This window comes from Paenibacillus sp. J22P143 (assembly GCF_059692035.1).
This window is the reverse complement of sequence record NZ_JCAUAQ010000007.1, coordinates 1-18,285: the sequence shown is the minus strand read 5'-3', so window position 1 is coordinate 18,285 and position 18,285 is coordinate 1. Positions and strand designations below refer to the sequence as shown.

9 protein-coding genes are annotated in these 18,285 nt (G+C 41.9%); 6 read left to right on the top strand and 3 right to left on the bottom strand.

All coding sequences use genetic code 11. From position 1 onward, the window contains the following. Positions 1–96 precede the first annotated feature (96 nt). Positions 97–8,847 carry a S8 family serine peptidase gene (locus tag AC58PQ_RS13545; protein ID WP_497242448.1) on the top strand — a complete coding sequence of 2,917 codons (8,751 nt, stop codon included), beginning with the start codon at positions 97–99 and terminating at the stop codon, positions 8,845–8,847. Between the two features lie 249 nt (positions 8,848–9,096). Further along, positions 9,097–10,137 carry an S-layer homology domain-containing protein gene (locus AC58PQ_RS13540; protein WP_497242447.1) on the top strand — a complete coding sequence of 347 codons (1,041 nt, stop codon included), beginning with the start codon at positions 9,097–9,099 and terminating at the stop codon, positions 10,135–10,137. 47 nt (positions 10,138–10,184) lie between these two features. Here AC58PQ_RS13540 and AC58PQ_RS13535 read toward each other — a convergent pair whose 3' ends face one another. Beyond that, positions 10,185–10,964 carry a helix-turn-helix domain-containing protein gene (locus AC58PQ_RS13535; protein WP_497242446.1) on the bottom strand — a complete coding sequence of 260 codons (780 nt, stop codon included), beginning with the start codon at positions 10,962–10,964 and terminating at the stop codon, positions 10,185–10,187. An 18-nt stretch (positions 10,965–10,982) separates the two neighbouring features. Continuing rightward, a complete protein-coding gene (locus AC58PQ_RS13530) occupies positions 10,983–11,867 on the bottom strand; it encodes a helix-turn-helix domain-containing protein (protein WP_497242570.1) in 885 nt (294 codons plus the stop codon). A gap of 114 nt (positions 11,868–11,981) precedes the next feature. Here AC58PQ_RS13530 and AC58PQ_RS13525 point away from each other — a divergent pair, with 114 nt between their 5' ends. From AC58PQ_RS13525 to AC58PQ_RS13510, 4 genes are all read left to right on the top strand, one after another. Continuing rightward, positions 11,982–15,320 (top strand): DUF5107 domain-containing protein, encoded by a 3,339-nt coding sequence (locus AC58PQ_RS13525; RefSeq protein ID WP_497242445.1) that lies wholly within the window; start codon positions 11,982–11,984, stop codon positions 15,318–15,320. Positions 15,321–15,334: 14 nt separating this feature from the next. Then, positions 15,335–16,276, top strand: coding sequence for a DUF5107 domain-containing protein (locus AC58PQ_RS13520; protein ID WP_497242444.1), 942 nt, complete (start codon positions 15,335–15,337; stop codon positions 16,274–16,276). Positions 16,277–16,466: 190 nt separating this feature from the next. Beyond that, positions 16,467–16,742, top strand: a complete 276-nt coding sequence (locus AC58PQ_RS13515) for a hypothetical protein (RefSeq protein ID WP_497242443.1) — start codon at positions 16,467–16,469, stop codon at positions 16,740–16,742. Between the two features lie 112 nt (positions 16,743–16,854). Continuing rightward, positions 16,855–17,238: a hypothetical protein gene (locus AC58PQ_RS13510; protein ID WP_497242442.1), complete on the top strand. Its 384-nt coding sequence runs from the start codon at positions 16,855–16,857 to the stop codon at positions 17,236–17,238. A gap of 356 nt (positions 17,239–17,594) precedes the next feature. Here the strand turns inward: AC58PQ_RS13510 and AC58PQ_RS13505 are convergent, their stop codons facing one another. Continuing rightward, positions 17,595–17,987 (bottom strand): hypothetical protein, encoded by a 393-nt coding sequence (locus AC58PQ_RS13505; protein ID WP_497242441.1) that lies wholly within the window; start codon positions 17,985–17,987, stop codon positions 17,595–17,597. Between the last annotated feature and the right edge of the window lie 298 nt (positions 17,988–18,285).

The window sequence follows — 18,285 nt, the reverse complement described above, 5'->3', positions numbered from 1 at the left end:
ATAATTATTTGAAAAATCTGTTTTTTCTTCGCCGGTTTCTATTCTATGAAATTGGATTCATAAGAACTATTTTTATATTTTAGTAGGAGGGTCACTATGCGGAAGAAATTGAAGACAACAAAAAGAGCGTTATCGATCCTCGCGTTAAGTAGTGTGCTATTAACTACTGCACTGCCTCAAAGTCTAATCTTTGCAGAGGTCGCTACGAATCCGATTCAACAAAGTGTATCAAGCGGGACTTTTAATTCAGAAGAAGTTAAGCGCATTCTTGACGGTCTAACGGATGAGCAAAAAGCCAATATTAATAAGCTTACTGGAGCAGAAAATGCGCAAAAAAACCATGTGGATCCAAAGGATTTGCGTGCTGGCGGTAAAGTTAATGTTATCGTTCAATTTAAGGTTGATCCAGCTAAAATACAAATGATAAAACAATCATTAGCTAATGGCGGAGCTACAGTGAATAGCCAAGCTTTTGCTACCGAATATGAAGCAGCCCAACAAAAAGTGGCAGATTCTCACGCGAAATTTAAAAGCTTTGTAAATACAAAGCCTTCAACGCAAATTGTTGGCGGCAAAACTGTTAATTCGAATATGCGAATTACTAGAGAGTACACAGAAGCATTTAATGGTGTTGCGTTATCTCTTTCAGCAGACCAAGTTGCAGCTGTTGCAGAGCATTCAGAAGTTGCTTCTGTTTGGTCAGTTGTAGATTTCGAGGCATCTGAAGCGGGAGTCTCAGCACAGACGACAGTTCCTGACGTTTATGAAGGCGGTAAGCCGACAGCAGGTCTTAGTTTACTAGAAATTGATCAACTTCATGCGGAAGGCCATACAGGAATTATTAAATCTGGCCCGCGTGCTGGCCAAAAAGTTAAGGTCGGTGTTCTGGATACAGGCTTTGACTACAACCACCCGGATTTAAAAGATGTGTATGTACAAGACGGCGACCATGATTTTATCAATGGTACAGTCGATGCTAATGGTAATATGAATTATTCGGATGACAATGATGCAATGGAAACCATTTATCCGGATTATGTATATGCGAAAGCACACCCAAATCCATTAGAAGCTGCACCTCCAGCGGATTATAAGGAATATATCACTTCACACGGAACGCATGTTGCAGGAACCATTGCTGCCAGAACATCAACGAATAGTACCGTGTTTTCAGCAAATGGTGTTGCACCGAATGTTGCTCTTTATGGATACCGTGTTTTGGGGCCAGGCGGTCACGGGTCATCAGATTCTGTATTAAAGGGTATTGATCAAGCCACTAAAGATCATATGGACGTTATCAACCTTTCTCTTGGTGCAACGATAAACGATCCATTGTACCCAACAAGTATCGCAATTAATAATGCCACGTTAGCAGGTGTTATATGTGCGATTTCAGCTGGTAATAGTGGTCCAGGTGTTGCAACGGTAGGTTCCCCAGGCACGTCGCCGCTTGCGATTACTGTTGGAGCAAGCACGATTCCTGAAGAAATTGCGGCAATGACTATTACAAGTGGTTCAACGTCTTATCCAGTTCGTCAATTAGGTAGGAGCTTTACGCAGTCAGATTTAGATCCTGAATTTGCTGGTAACTCCTTTCCAATTGTAAATGTTGGATCAGGCACACAGGCAGAGTATACAGTAGATATGCGTGGTAAATTTGCCCTTGTGAAACGCGGCGGAGAGACATTGACGAAAAAAAATGCGAATGCTAAAGCTGCGGGCGCTAAAGGCTTGATTATTTGGAATAATACAGCGGATGAAGAATTCCAAGGATATCCATCAAGCATCTTAGGGGTTAAGATGGATAATCTTTATTCCTTTGTAATGACACAAGCTCAAGGTCAATCGTTAACAAATGCAATTAGCATCAATCCGAATACAACGATTACGTTCCCAACTACACTGGATGCGCCATATATGAAAAAAGGGGACGAATTGGCATCCTTTAGCTCAACAGGTCCGGTAAAAGACTGGGATATCAAGCCAGACATCGTCGCACCGGGTGTTGATATTTGGTCTACAGCACCATACGATCTGTGGGAGGCTCAAGACACGCCAACTCATAATTATCAATATGCGTATCAGTCTATTTCCGGTACTTCAATGGCAAGTCCTCACATCGCAGGGATTGCAGCATTGGTTCTAGCTGCTCATCCTGATTACACTCCGGCAGATGTCAAGACGGCAATAATGAATACCGCGAAGAGTATGGATACACCATCCAAGACATACAGCATCTACCAAGTTGGTGCGGGGCGTGTTAACCCTGCAGGTGCGATTCACTCGAATATCAAAGTCCAAGTTTTGAACAAAGCAACGACAGTTGATAGCAGTTCAGGTATTCCCGTAGTAACACAAATCGATGACATTACAGGAAGCATGTTCTTTGGATTTAAAGGCAGAGGCGAAGGTTCAACGAACGGTTCTGATGATGTTATTGCGTCCAAAGACTTTAACGTAATCAATCAAGGATCTAGCAGTAAAACATTTAATGTGAGTACGCAATTTATTTCGACAAAATTTGCGAAATCCAATCTAGTAGGTCCTGGAACAGGAAATGATGTGAAAGTAGATTTATCTGTTGCTGGTGCGCAAACGACATCAATTATTGTCGCTGGTGGTAGTACCGTTAAAGCAACAGCGAAAATCACTGTTCCTTCCAATGCATTAGATGGCACTTACGAAGGGTATATGAACCTTGTTAATTCTACTGACCCATCGGAGTCTTACCGTATTCCTTTCACAATTACCGTATCTGTAAAAGGAATCGATATGAATATAATCATTAAGGCGTTTACACTTCCCTATGCCAATACCGGGAACTGGAACCCGGATACAGCCGGGTCTGGCGGAACATACATGTCCTTCTCTGTCAATAATGCAATGGAAAGCATGTACATTCTATTGAAAGACAAGAATGGAAATTATTTAGGTGTCATTCAAAATATTGCGTATATCCGTGCGGCAGGTCCAGGTGTCATTTTTGGTCCTAATCCCATGCTTCTGGGAGGCATGTATCTTCCATTTACAAAAGCATATGACGGGTCACTGGATCAGTCCGGAATAGCAACAAGCCCGTCGGTTATCACAGAAGGTGCTTATTCAGTTGAGATGATTGCTACTGACTCAACTGGTAAACACTACAAGGCAGAAGATACATTATATGTTGACTATCAAGCGCCTACCATCGACATGGACAGTGATTCGAAGCCGGGAATTTATGAAATTGACCCTACTGGCTATCAACCTGGACAAGAAATTAAAGGATTTTATGGTACCGTTTATGATTCTAATGTCGACTTCATGAAAAATAACGGTGAAATTTCAGTGCCAAGTCCTGAGGATCTGAAAACACCTGTGCCTCTAGATCAAGCCTTGAATGTGGTTTGGGGTTACCAAGATAGTATTTTTCCAACTACACTCTTTAAAACGGATGCGAAAGGTCGGTTCCATTTTGGTATTACCGCGGAGGACCTCACTTCAAAAGGCAGTGAATTTTGGATCTATCCAAGTGACTATGCGGGTGCAGCTGATACGGATTCCACCAAACAAAGGTATCAATTCATCAAAAAAGGCTCTCCTTATGTAACGTATACATCGTCTGGAGGCATCGATGCAGGTATTGCGAATCAAGATAAGACTGTAGTGGATGCGAATAAACCATTCAAAACCACCTTTGCTATGAAAAATGCCATCGGCATGACAGGCGGTAAAATTACGCTCTATAGTAATTTGTATACATTTGCAAATATCAGACTTACAGAAGAATATAAAACCTATTTAAGCAACAAAGGAATTGACCCTACGACTGTTCTAACAGTAGGTCAGCCGTATATAGATCCGATATATTCTGCTGGTAAGTCCACTGATATTACGATATCAGGAATTAGTGCTGCTGGCGCTCTTGATAAGGATATGAACATTTTAGAAGCAGATGTCACTTATTCACATCCTGACCCGATTTCTGGACCATGGGAATTCTATGTTAGAGACACAGCCTTGACAATGTCTGGTACAGAAACCGTTGTTCCGGCTTTCGAAACAAATGTGCCTTATGTGCGACAAGCTACATCTATGCTTACAGGCGGTATGTTTGCAGAGGCGTTCAGAGAGAATTCGCTTAGCGGATTATTCAAGGGTATTACGAAGGATTCAGGTGCAAAGGCTACGGTTTCCTCGCAAGATGGAAAAACGTATATAACTGATAATCCTACATCCGAGAATAACACATTTGAATACTTTGGTAATACTGTTGGTACCTATGCCGTTACAGTGGATGTAAGCGATAAACCTTACTCCGTTGAGCTTTACATGCCAGGACATTTTAAGGGATATTTAACTTCCCCTGTCATTGGTACAGATAGGTTTGGTTATATGACGGGTGGTTACAAGGATATCCCTGGTTATCAAACGCCTACGCTATTAGGCGGAGACGTCAATGGCGATAATGTGATTGATATGAAGGATGCGATTGCAGAAATCCAGGCTTATTTAAATTACAAAGACCTGATCGCGTTTAATAACCCTGTACAAGCAAATCTAGCATCTAAAACGGCTTTCCTGAATGACAATAGAAATGCTGATATTTACTGGAAAAAACCAGGAACAACTGGTTTTGGAATTGATTATTATGACTTCTATTACATTTTCAAAAATTTTGGTCAAGTGAATCGAAACGCAATAGATGCCGGTAAAATAACGGCTCCGACCCCGCAGCTTACGGTGGATCAAGATACTACAATTACAAAACCGTATGGAGGTACCATAACTTTAAACGCGGGTGACGACCTTAAGAAAGTAATGGCTAAACTTAATTTTGCAGGCCCACCACAAATAACTTCAGGATCTACGCTGCCAACATACGATGCTTTGAAAAATGGTGCGAGCATTAGTTTAGAACCAAATAACACTGTATTTAAAGATGATGTCGTTTGGAGAAAAGCTATTACTAAAGTTGAGCTAGGTATTGGCGGAAATTTAGTAGATGTAACAAATGAGATGATTCCAAATACAACAGATAAAGCATTAAAAATCTCAGAAGGTTATGTGTATTTCGATGCAATAAAAGGGATGCAATTTGTTCCTTCAAAACTTACAATGCATGGTTCATTATTCAAGTCAACTGGTACTTACACAGTCAAAATTTCGGCTGATGGATATGCTCCTGTAAGCAATAGCTTTACAATTGCAGCTGTACCTATTCCAACGCCAACGATTCCAATGATAACTGACCCAACAAAAGCACATTTAGGAAATGATTTAACTTTTACATTTACTGATGATGCGGCTTGGCGTAACGGTATCAATAAAATTGTGGTTAAAACAAATAGTTCAAAAAGTGTAGATTTATCGACATTGCCAAACGGTAGTGCATATTACGATATAAGCATCCCTGGGCAAATTACATTCAAGGCTAATTTATTTAAGACCGATGCAACTCTTAATCCAGCTGTAAATTCCACCTATTCCAACGCAGCAATAAATCCAGGTGGAGCAAACGATCTGCCTCAGCTATATAAATTTGAAATCAATTCAACAAATCAAGCAGATGGTACGATTTACCCGCTTGTAACGATTGGAGGAGATTCAGTTTATACAGCTATGCAAGCGGTTGGGTATGGCATTACATTCGATAGCCAAGGTGGCCAGGCTGTTGACCCAATAGCGGTAGGTTATAGACCAGCATCAAGCAGAAATGGTAGAGATTTAATTGCAAATTCTACTTCTAAAAATCCTCTTCCGGTAAGATCTGGATATGTTTTTGATGGTTGGTATAACGTGGATCCGAATACAAATCAGTTAACGACGCTTTGGGATCCAGCTGTAATCGTAACCGGTGATACTAAAGTGGCTGCCAAATGGAAATTTAATGCTACACAAAACTATTCGCCTGTCGATTTAACAAAACCTAACGGTTTGAAGTTCGACGGAACGAATGGAACAGTAAGTGGAACTGGCTGGGTGCTTGGTGAAGGTGATCTGAAGGTTACCTTGCCGGATATTGCAACGAATATTTCTTGGTTGACGAGTAAGGACGATATTTCCGTAGTTGAAGCAACTTACTATAAAATCAAGAGTGATGGAACTCAAGAAACTACACCTACAACTTACACATTAGATCCTAGCACATATAAATTGGAATCTAGCGGTAGTAACGGAATCCTTTCTTTCACAACTGCAACGGAAGCTTATGCTGCTGCTCATCCAACTGAAAAGTTCGCATTTAGTGCAGCGCCAGGCTTAAATTCAGCAAGCCCAAATAAAGGGTATAAGTTAACCGTTACATCGACTACCCCTGGTGTATCGCTAGTGATTCCAGATGTAAAGCTTGGTTATAGACGTCATATTGACTTAAACGGCGGAACGGTGAAGACGCCAACTGACACCTATTTCTACGACATTCTAGTGAATGGAAAAGCCAATGCACCTGATATGACAAATGCTCTAAGTCATATAGTAAATGGTGGTCTTTCTGTTAGTAAAAAACTATATGTAGATAATACAGGCACAAGTGATAAAGAAGCGCCGATTTCGAATGGCCCTGTTGTGCTGAAAGATAATGCTACGTACTTCATTAGCTGGATCAAAACACCTCCAACTGTACAAAAAGACATCGCCCAAAATATCGTTGGAAGTGACATTACGTTAACATTCACAAATGAGGGACTTTGGAAAACAAATATTAACAAAGTTAGTATTGGCTCCAAAGCACTAGTTCGTGATACGGATTACACGATTACTGACGGAGCAATCACACTTAACCATGCCCTGTTCACAGTGGGACAAAAGGTGAATGTGGTGATTTCATCAGAAGGCTATGCGGATGCTATCGTTACTGACCAAGTTATTGGCCATCAGGTAACATTCGTTTCTAATGGCGGTGATGCTGTTGCGCCTCAAATCGTTGATTCACGTGCTACCAAACCTTTGGATCCTGCTAAGGTAGACTCCAAGTTTGTTGGCTGGTACACGACTAGCGATTTAACAACACCATTTAATTTTGCAAACATTATTACAGGTCCAACGACACTTTATGCTAAATATGCATTAGCAACTTCACTTGTTGTAGAGGATACGACAGATAACGCTATCGGTAATGATATGACGCTTGAATTCAGTGATTCCGATTGGGCACATGCGATTACTGAAATTAAAGTTGCAGGTAATACTGTAAGTGCAGCAACCTACTACAACGTAGATTTTGCTTTAGGCACGATTACGTTAGATAAGAGTCTCTTTACAAAAGCAGGAGATTTCTATATCACGATAAGTGCAACGGATTATGCGGATGTAAACGTTATTCAAAATATTGTTAATGGATACAATGTGCATTTTGTCCTTGTAGGTGCTCCATTCCAAGTACAAGACCAAATTGTAGCACGCAGAATCACACAACCTGTTGTTACAGGTTATGATGTAAACTGGTTTGCAGATGAGGCACGTACAAACGCTTGGGAATTCACTAACTCCGTCTATTCGGATAAGACACTTTATGGTAATTGGTCAATTTCTAAATTTGCCGTAATTTTCGATCGACAAGATGGAAACATTGTAGAAAGTGTTTATGCAGATTACAACACTACAATCACAGCTCCTACAGCTCCAACAAAAGCGGGTTATACGTTTGGCGGTTGGTATAAGGATGCTGAGGGAACAGTTGCATGGAACTTTGCAACTGATAAAGTAACAGCAAATACTATGTTATATGCGAAGTGGACACTCGACTCAGTTAACACACTTCTGAGTATAACAGCACCGGCATCCATCACCGGAGTTGCAAATGGTACGGCGAAGACGGCAGCAGCTCTTGGCTTGCCAGCAACAGTCCAGCTGATAACTGAAAAGGCGGGAAGCATGAATGCCAATGTGGCATGGGATGTTAATGCTTCATCCTATGATCCTTCCTTACAAGCGGCTCAGACGTTCACCGTGAACGGTACAGTAACTTTGCCTGACGGAGTTGCAAACCCGAACAATGTGGCACTGACAACAAGCATCAGCGTGACGGTATTACCAGTATCTGTATCGCCTCAGGCTTATCTAACCAATCAACAGCAGGTGATAGCTGGGGGAGCATTTGATTTGACGATGGGACTCCGCAATGTTACACAAAATGAGTTCCAACATATATATGCTCAAGAGTTAACCCTTACCTATGATGCGGTGAATATGCAGTTCAATACGGTGACCTCTCTTGTTTACGGATTGCAAGTCATCGACCATCAAGAGACAGTGCCAGGACATGTTCAGATTATTCTTGCAAGCACAAACCCTGATGGATTTGTTCCGCAAGGAGCTTTACTGAAATTTAGCTTTACCGCCAAAGCTATTACCGAAGTTTCGAATACAACCTTTGGTGTAAGTAGTATTACAATTGCTAACGGTCTAGGTAACGAAATGCAAATTAACGGAGCCTCTTCCGGCACACAAATTATTTTACCTGTGGATAAGACATCGCTGAATGCCTTAATTACAAGCGCTCAAACTAAGCATGATGCTGCAGTAGAAGGAAATAAGGACGGTCAGTATTTGACGGGTTCAAAGGCAATCCTTCAGTCAGCCATCAGTGCAGCGATTTTGGCAGCTAATGACTCGAATGCTACTCAGGTTCAGGTGGATAATGCCAAAGCTACGCTTGCAGCGGCAGTTCAGGCATTTGAAAACAACAAAATAACAGCAGATGTTAATGGAAATGGCGTTGTTTCTATTGGGGACTTGGGTATTGTGTCTTTAAGCTATGGCAAACAATCTGGTCAAAACGGTTGGAATGCCAAAGCGGATGTCAATAAAGACGGTAAGGTAGATATTGTAGACCTTGCGATCGTAGCCAAAGCAATAATTCATTAAACTGATCGTTGAAAATGAGGGGAGAACATAGTTTCTCCCCCTTTTTCAAAATATGCTTGCATGGCAAGGGCATGAGAAAACCTCTATCGATGCAATTCAATGATGAGCGACCGCGTTTAGAAGTGGAGAGACTTTGGTCTCCGACCAAAGATCCCTATATATGGTAGATTTTATCGCCAATAAGAAAGCTGTTTTCGGAAAAAGAAAACTTATACTTTCTTATGTGGTAAAGAAAGGGTGACTTCTCCGATGATAAAAAAACTGCTCGCCTATATGCTGGCATTGCTTTTGATTGTGACTATATTTCCCGGAAATGTCATACATGCAGACGCAGGCCCGCAGTTTCTATTGACCATCTCAAACGAAAGCCCGACGGCAGGTGCCAGCTTTCAAGTAACGGTGAATGGAAAACAGCTAAGCGACTTGTACGCGTATGAGGTTAATGTAACTTACGATTCTAGTAAGATAGAGTTTGTGAGCGGTGTCAGCCAAAGCGGCGGATTTGCTATAAATCCTATTGTGGACGGGAACAAAATTCAAATCGCACATACGCAAATTGGAGATACACCAGGTCAAAATGGAGATGCGCTATTAGCCACATTAACCTTTCGCGCAGTGAAAGAAGAAGCAGCCGATATTGTACTGAACAGCGTGAAACTGGTGAATTCGCAGTTAGATTCTACACTTAAGTCAGTGGGCGAGAAGGTATCAGCAAATGGCGGTAATGGCAAAACGAAAAAAGCTTATGTACATGGATACCCAGATGGCACATTCAAGCCGTCAGGCAAGATTACGCGTGCAGAAGCAGCTACAATCCTTGCGCAAATTTCAACTAAATCTGCGAATGGAACGGCAATGACATTTACAGATGTAAGTAATGATTACTGGGCAATGAATGCTATTACAACGGTAACTCAAATGGGGCTAATGGACGGATACAGCGACAGTACGTTCCGCGGCGATCAAGAGATTACTCGTGCAGAATTAACAAGCATTATTGCTCGCTTGTTAGGCAGTTCAGACACAGCTGCAGCAAGCAAATTCAGTGACATTGCTGGTCATTGGGCGAAAGCAGCTATCGATCAAGTGGCCGCTGCAGGAATTATCAATGGTTACGAGGATGGAACTTTCAAGCCTTCCAACTCATTGACCCGTGCTGAAGCAGTTAAGATGATCAATCATTATCTAGGTCGTGAGCTTACTTCTACAGTAGCTCAACCTACTTGGTCAGACGTACCTGCTACGCATTGGGCATACAATGAAATTGAATCTGCTTCCCATGATCAATAATAAGGGAACTCCTAAATGAAAGAAGACCGTTTGTAGCCTGAGAAGGGCTATAAACGGTCTTTCTCTTTTTTTAACGCGCTGGGATTAACGCCGTACCATTTGCGAAATTGATTTGTGAAATGGTTGTAGTTTTGGAAGCCAACGTCATAGCAAACATCTGTCGCGCTGCGATCCGTATGTTTCAAAAGGAGGACAGCTTGTTTAACCCGCATTTGGTTCAAGGTATCGATGATGGAGTGGCCTGTGCTTTCTTTAAAAAGATGAGACAGACGGGAAGAGGAGAGGCCTACAGAGGCGGCCAGCTCGTCAATCCGAATGGGTTGATGCATATTCTTCGAGAGTAGGTATTGGGCCTCCTCAATGCGCGGATCCATTTGTCTGTGCGATTTCTGAGCGATGATGTATAAAAGTTCTTGGACGGAGGTACTACAAAGTTCAAACCAATATTCTCTGCGCTCTCGCGAATCCTCGAGGATACGAATGAAGGTACGATAAATGCGATCGCGAAGGGATTCGCTATCAATAGAGAGGTGCAAAAGGGGTTGATTGGGAAGAAGATTCGTTTCCATAAAGGTATCAGGGAAATGAACCCAGCAGAATTGCCAAGTAGCACTCGGGCTTGTCCCATAGTGCTGCGGAGTTCCAGGGCGCAATAAGTTAAAGTCACCGGTTTTACATTTCTGTACATGGCCTTGCATGTTAAAATAACCTTCGCCATCTAGGGTGAAGGTAAGCAGCCAGTCATCTTTGCCTTGTGGACGCTTCATGAAATACGTGTCATTTTCTAGAAAGTGACCAGCAAATAAGGAATATTCATCGATGTTCATGATCATTTCCTCCAATCGTCACCCTTTCGGAACATTCCGATAAGCGCTAGGGGCGGAACCCGTCATTTTTTTAAATAATCGCGAGAAATAATAGGGGTCAGCCATACCAATGTTTGCGGCAACTTCCTTGATGGATAGCGCCGTTAAACTGAGCATATGGGCTGCTTTTTGAATTTTCATGCGCAAAAAGTATTCAATCGGCGGAAATCCTGTTTCTTCGTTAAATAATAAAATTAAATGCTGTCTAGATAAACCTATGTGGTTGGCCAAGTCAGGGAGTGTAATGGCGTCTTCTAAATGATCATTCATGTATTGGATGGCCGCTTCTAGATATTGCTCCCTTTTTTTGTCCTTGGCTGTACCGCCCGCGCTAATACCGATGCTGCTAATCAGTTGCCGGATCGATTGGGAAACATGGGTGTGGATGGGTAAGGAATAGGTTTTATCGGATAGAAGATAATAACATTTATCAAAAACATCCTTGTATTCGGTCATTGCGCTGATGGGTAAATGAAGCGGGCCCTTATCCATCCCGTACATTTGTATAAAAGCCGCGGTATGATCACCCTGAAGGTGAAACCAGTAAATACTCCATGGTGCATGGGTAGATGCGCCATACCGATGTGGGGTGTGGGCAGGAAGGACAGCTAGGTGATTGGGGGTCAAAGTTATCGCATGTTGTTGCCCCAGTTCGATCCAGCCTTCCCCTTCGGAGCAAAAAATAAAGATATGGGAGTTACTGCCTTCAGGACGTTCCCGATAGTGATGACGGGCATTCCGGAAGAAGCCAATATCACTTATGAATAAATCACGCGTCAGCTCGGAGCGAGAAAGCTCGGTCTGCATATAATCAGGAAGAATGAACAATTTCTCTTCTTCAAAGCCTTCTGGTTTTCTATTCATTTCCAATTGTGCGTCCCCCTCCATAATAAGAATATAATCCATCACATTAAGCATTTTGTCAATTGGATATTGTAATCCTCTGAGGTAAAGTAGAGACAATCAGATAAGGGAGTGATGAGGGTGAGTCAGAAAGTTCGCATTTGGGAAGAAGCAACGTCGATTCCAACTTATGGCATTGGGGAGCCTGATCGCAATCCAATGTTTTTAGAGAAACGTGTTTATCAAGGAAGCTCTGGTAAGGTATATCCGCATCCAGTTATCGATAAAATTGAAGATGAGAAGAAACCCCAGTCCTATCAAATGGTGTTTCTGGAAAATGAATATGTTCGTATCGAGATTATGCCTGAGCTTGGCGGACGCATTTACCGTGCATTGGACAAAACGAATGACTACGATTTCGTTTATTATAACCAAGTTATTAAACCAGCACTGGTTGGCCTAGCTGGACCATGGATTTCCGGTGGCATCGAATTCAACTGGCCGCAGCATCACCGTCCGAATACGTACGGTCCGGTTGAATACAAGCTCACTGAACAAGAAGATGGAAGTGCTACCGTTTGGGTGAGTGAGATCGACCGCATGTACGGGACGAAAGTGACGGCAGGCTTCACCTTGTATCCAGGCAAAGCCTATCTAGAAATTTCTGCACAGCTGTATAATCGGACACCGGAACCGCAAACGTTCTTGTGGTGGGCGAATCCCGCAGTTGCGGTAAATGATCATACGCAATCCGTATTTCCTCCAGATGTAACGGCTGTCTTTGACCATGGGAAACGTGACGTCTCTAGATTTCCAATTGCAACAGGAACGTACTACAAGATGGATTATTCCGCTGGCGTTGATATTTCACGCTACAAGAACATTCCAGTTCCTACTTCGTATATGGCCTACAAATCCGATTACAACTTTGTCGGCGGTTATGATCATGGTGTTGGGGCAGGTTTGCTGCACGTGGCGAACCATCATGTTTCACCAGGTAAGAAACAATGGACGTGGGGGAACGGTGAATTCGGGCAAGCATGGGATCGCAATTTGACGGATGAAGACGGACCGTATATTGAGCTCATGACTGGCGTTTACACAGATAACCAACCGGACTTCACGTGGCTGCAACCTTATGAAGAAAAATCATTCAAGCAATATTTCATGCCTTACAAAAATATCGGTGTCGTTAAAAATGCTTCCATCGATGCTGCTGTCAACTTAGAAGTTGACGAGAAGACGCGTGAAGCTGTTGTATTTGCTTATGCTACATCCGTATTTGCTGGCGCTGTTATCGAGTTACAAGGCCGCAGCCGGACGTATCTGAAGGAAACAGTGGAGCTGTCTCCAACGGAAACATTCAAATCAGTCCTTACACTGGATGCAAACGACCAAGCACACGACTTGAAGCTGACTGTAAGAGATGCCAATGGTACGTTACTCATTGCTTATCAGCCTGCTAAGCCTTCCATTGAGCAAGTACCAGATGCCGCTAAGCCGCTTCTGGAGCCAGCGGAGTTGAAAACGAATGAGCAGCTGTATTTAGCTGGTCTGCATTTAGAGCAATATCGCCATGCAACGTTCGAGCCGGAAGATTACTACTTGGAAGGCTTAAAGCGCGACCCAAGCGATAGCCGTATTAATGTCGCTTACGGCACACTCTTGCTGCGTCGCGGGCTGTATACCAAGGCAGAAGAACACTTCAGGACGGCTATAAAGTCTCTTACTTGGCGGAATCCGAATCCGTATGATAGTGAAGCTCTCTATCAATTAGGTGTTGCGCTGAAAGGGCAGGGACGTAAGGAAGAAGCATTCGCTGCGCTCTACAAAGCGACATGGTCCGCGAATTGGCAAGATGCTGGCTTCTTCACACTGGCACAAATTGCTTGTGAGAAGGGATCCTACAGTGAAGCGTTGGAATTGGTTGAGCGTTCACTGGTCCGCAATTCCCGCAATTACAAAGCCCGTCACTTGAAAGCTGCACTACTTCGTAAGCTAGGGCAGTTGCAGGAAGCACTTGTCTTCTCCCAGGAGACACTCGCTTTGGATATCGCTGATTGTGGATCAGCCAACGAACGATACCTTACACTTTCAAGCCAAGGTGAGCAAGGTCTTGCAGACGAAGCGAAAGCGGAGCTTATGCGACTTATGCGCGGAGATGCTCATAATTACTTGAACTTGGCATCCGATTATGCGAATTCCGGGTTGTTCGAGGAAGCGATTGAATTGCTAGGACGCATTGTGCAAGATCGCGATTCTTCAGAAGTGTACCCGATGGTTCATTACACGCTTAGCTATCTCTATGAGAATGTTGGGCAATCGGAACTGGCTCGTACTCACAGGCATGCAGGAAATACGGCAACTTCGGATTACTGTTTCCCGAATAGCTTATTCGATCTTCATGTACTGACAAGCGTTATAGCTGTGGATGATAAGGACGATAAAGCACATTATTACCTAGGGAATTGGTTCTACGATAAAAAAAGGCACGAAGATGCGATCACACACTGGGAAGCATCACGTTCCATTCGCGAAGATTTCGCGACAGTACATCGCAATCTGTCTCTCGCATATTTCAACAAACGCGGAGACTCAGCATCGGCGCTGATCGCCATGGAGAAAGCTTTTGCTTGTAGACAAGATGATGCACGTGTTTTCTATGAACTTGATCAATTGTATAAGAAGCTAGGTTACACGGCCGCGAATCGTTGCGCGAAACTAGAGGAACACCAAGCTTTAGTTAACAAACGCGACGATCTCTATGTGGAGTATGTTACCCTATTGAATGCGCAAGGTTATCACGATAAAGCTGTTCAAGCTATACAAGCGCGCAATTTCCACCCATGGGAAGGCGGCGAGGGTAAAGTAACGGGTCAGCATGTATTTGCCCATGTCGAGCTTGCGAAGACAGCTTTAGCTGAAAATCGGTTTGAAGCGGCAGTATCATTTTTACGGCAAGCACTTGTTTATCCAGATAATTTAGGAGAAGGTAAGCTGTCTGGCGCACAAGAAAATAATGTGTATTATTATCTTGGACTCGCTCATGCAGGTTTAGCTCAGACTGAATTAGCGCAAGAGTGTTTCGAAATTGCTTCCCAGGGATTGGAGGAGCCAGCTAGTGCCATGTATTATAATGATCAGCCGCCGGATATGATCTTCTATCAAGGAATGGCTTGGCTAGCTTTGGGCAACGAGAAGGAAGCGAAACGTCGTTTCAATAAGCTAATTGATTACGCTGAGAAGCATCTGTTCGACGAGGTGAAATTTGACTACTTCGCCGTTTCCTTGCCAGACTTCTTGGTATTCGAGGACAATTTGGATGTTCGTAATAAAGTTCATTGTTTATATATGATGGGACTGGGCCACCTAGGTCTTGGTAACAAGGAAATGGCTAGAGATCAATTCGATAACGCATTAAATATAGAAGCTAATCATTCAGGTGCGCGCATTCACCGGGGTATGTGCATCTGAGGAACGAGGTTAAGATGATCGTAACAACGGACACCTATAAAGGCTTCTCATCCATCACCATGGAAAATGAACAAATCCGTATCGAGCTGGTACCTGACCTCGGAGGGAAGTTGGTTTCAATCCTTTATAAGCCTAGCGGCAAGGAATGGATGCTGGATTCGGGTGAAAGACCTTTAAGACAGCCCGAGTACGGCTCCAGCTTTGTCGAATGGGATATGAGCGGTTGGGATGAATGTTTTCCAACGATTAATGCTTGTCCATGGGAATTGGATACGAACATTCAACTGCCCGACCATGGGGATATTTGGGCGCTGCCTTGGCATTATAAGGTTGATGGGAACGAGGTTATTTGTTCGGTTGAAAGTTCATTGTTGCGCTATCGGTTTACTAGAAGCCTCTCCATGCATTCGGGGAATAAGGTGAGGATGAATTACCGTATTGATAATAGTGGTGACCAGCCTATGCCTTTCCTGTGGGTGCCTCACCCCCAATTCGCAGTCACGGAACCGACTCGACTTCTTCTACCCGAATCGATGGAGGAAATGCTTTGCGTGTACGCTGGTCATAAGCTGAAGGATGGAGAAACGTATGCCTGGGATGACGTGTCTCTGATTTCTCCTGAGGTTACGGGGGATGGAAGAAAGTTTTATTATGAGGGGCAAGTACCCGTAAGTTGGTCTGGCCTATACGGTCAGGAAAGCAATAACTTCTTGATCGTCTCTGTCCCCAAGGATAAGGTTCCTTATCTAGGTGTTTGGATGGACGAAGGCATGTTCAATGATCGCGTTACTTGTGCTTTGGAGCCTAGTATTGGCTATTATGATTCCCTGGATAGGGCCGTAAGTAATGGGACTGCACAAACGGTACCGGCACATACCTCTTTTGAATGGTATTTAGAGCTATCCATCGGTGAAGGTGATTGGCGGAATGTTGTTAACGCGTTAGACTCTAATTAAATTGAAGTTATTGGTTTCAGGACAGTTACTCCATTGGGGTGCTGTCTTTATTTTTTTGTGGATCTTTTCCGTAATTTGAGTACAAAGTACCGATGTGAGCAGGGATATTTTGGGATTAATTGAATTAAAAGAAGGAGTGATAAACGATAAGTAATTCAGGCAGACATTCATTTTAAGGGGATGGGTGAAATTGAAAGAACATCAAAGGAAAAGATGGGAAAAACTTAGAGCAAAGGGTAAGAAAAAGTTTGTTATCTACAACGGAATATTGGGATGGGGCGTACCAACAGCAGTAATGTTCACATTGGCTATGGATTTCTTGGATTCTTATTCCATACAACTAGATTGGGAGTTTTTCAAACTGCTGCTAAGTTCACTAATTTTCTTTCCAATCGGAGGGATCATTTGGGGATTATGGGTGTGGGCCTGGACTGAAAAACAATATATGGCTAAGACAAAAATTTGAGTTGATTAAATAATTTAAATTGGAGTTAATCAAATGTTCAAAAAAATATTTAATGAAATTAAGCAGTGGAAATCTGCTACACATTATAATCATATTCCGAGAGAGAGAAACGATGAAGAAGCAGGAAATAGTAATTAAGCACATAAATTTTGGTTCTTTTATTAAATGGAATCTTTATATTTCAATATCAATAGGGATATTAACGGGGCTATTGTTTGCAATAATTAGCTTATTAGGCGGGAATGTAAAATCAACTTTCAATGGCAAAGAGATTACTGGAACACAAGAAATTTTGTCTGATTTATTGTTTATTCCAATTGTAATGATACTGTTCGGAGTAATTACGTCATTATTTTTGTTTCTTCCTTTATGGTTATCGTTAAAAGTAACGAAAGGAATTAAATTAAAAGGCGATTTTATAATAACAGCCACTGAGACAGAACCTCATGAAAATCATTTATTGGAAACCAAAGGAAATGAAATAATAGAAATATGAAAAGAGGTTTCGTTCTTATAATAATACTATTAGTTACATTAATCGGATGCTCAACTAAGCAACAATCACATGGTAAGGAGATAGGAAGTACCTGAAATAAGTAAAGTGGTAACTAGTTACTTCGAGACCTTTAATGATATTAATAAATTTGCTGAATATTCCACAGATGAGTTTGTAAAACGAGTTTATGAATGGTGCTCTGGAGATTTTTTCAAGGAAGAAATCACTAGAAGAAATTTTTTTTAGTGACTTGCCTATCTATTTCGAGAAATCAGGAGAAAAACGAGGAACGACTCTTTCGCTTTTGATGCGAACAGAGCCGTTCTTTTATCAGTCCAATCAGCGACCTGCTTATTTTAATTATTCATGAAAAATCTATTTATTTCGTCATCAAGAGTTTTATTATTTTCAATATAGTAATTTACAATTCTAGAATTTGTAAATTCAAACATTTTTTTTGAATCTTCAAATAATTGCATGGAATAATTAAATCCATCCTTTTCCTTTTGATCGCTCGCAGTAGTAAGTTCAATATTTTGAATCGAATTTAAAAAATGATTGATCTGGGATTTTTCTGTGATATTCTTTTTTTCACCACTATTACCGTTAATAATAATTATTTTATTTATCTTTGAAATATCTTTGGGTAAATGATCTTTTATTTTAAAACTTGAAAAGTTTTTTGATGTACATCCACAAGATAGCATCATAATAAGAAATACTATAAATATTGATTTCACTAGTTTCAATATAGTATGCTCCTTTCTTAATAAAAGATAATGCAGTAAGCACAATGGCTTGCTGCATTATCTTTAATCTATTAATTCAATTAAAAAACTTCATTGATTTTATAAATATCATCAATGTCTTCATCATCAAATTCAAACCAAACATTAGTTGGGGTTGTTTCCCAGTTATCATGTACAATTACATTATTGTTGCCGCTGAATCATAATGCCCAAAAGCTGACGGAATTGCCTGTCCAGGGATTGACGAATATAATGACCGTATCACAGTAAAGGAAAAGGACGCCTCCATAAAACGTGT

Bases quoted from the DNA above. Each gene is read 5' to 3' on its own strand.
- AC58PQ_RS13545 (WP_497242448.1), top strand. From the start codon at position 97: ATGCGGAAGAAATTGAAGACAACAAAAAGAGCGTTATCGATCCTCGCG.
- AC58PQ_RS13540 (WP_497242447.1), top strand. From the start codon at position 9,097: ATGATAAAAAAACTGCTCGCCTATATGCTGGCATTGCTTTTGATTGTG.
- AC58PQ_RS13535 (WP_497242446.1), bottom strand. From the start codon at position 10,964: ATGAACATCGATGAATATTCCTTATTTGCTGGTCACTTTCTAGAAAAT.
- AC58PQ_RS13530 (WP_497242570.1), bottom strand. From the start codon at position 11,867: ATGAATAGAAAACCAGAAGGCTTTGAAGAAGAGAAATTGTTCATTCTT.
- AC58PQ_RS13525 (WP_497242445.1), top strand. From the start codon at position 11,982: ATGAGGGTGAGTCAGAAAGTTCGCATTTGGGAAGAAGCAACGTCGATT.
- AC58PQ_RS13520 (WP_497242444.1), top strand. From the start codon at position 15,335: ATGATCGTAACAACGGACACCTATAAAGGCTTCTCATCCATCACCATG.
- AC58PQ_RS13510 (WP_497242442.1), top strand. From the start codon at position 16,855: ATGAAGAAGCAGGAAATAGTAATTAAGCACATAAATTTTGGTTCTTTT.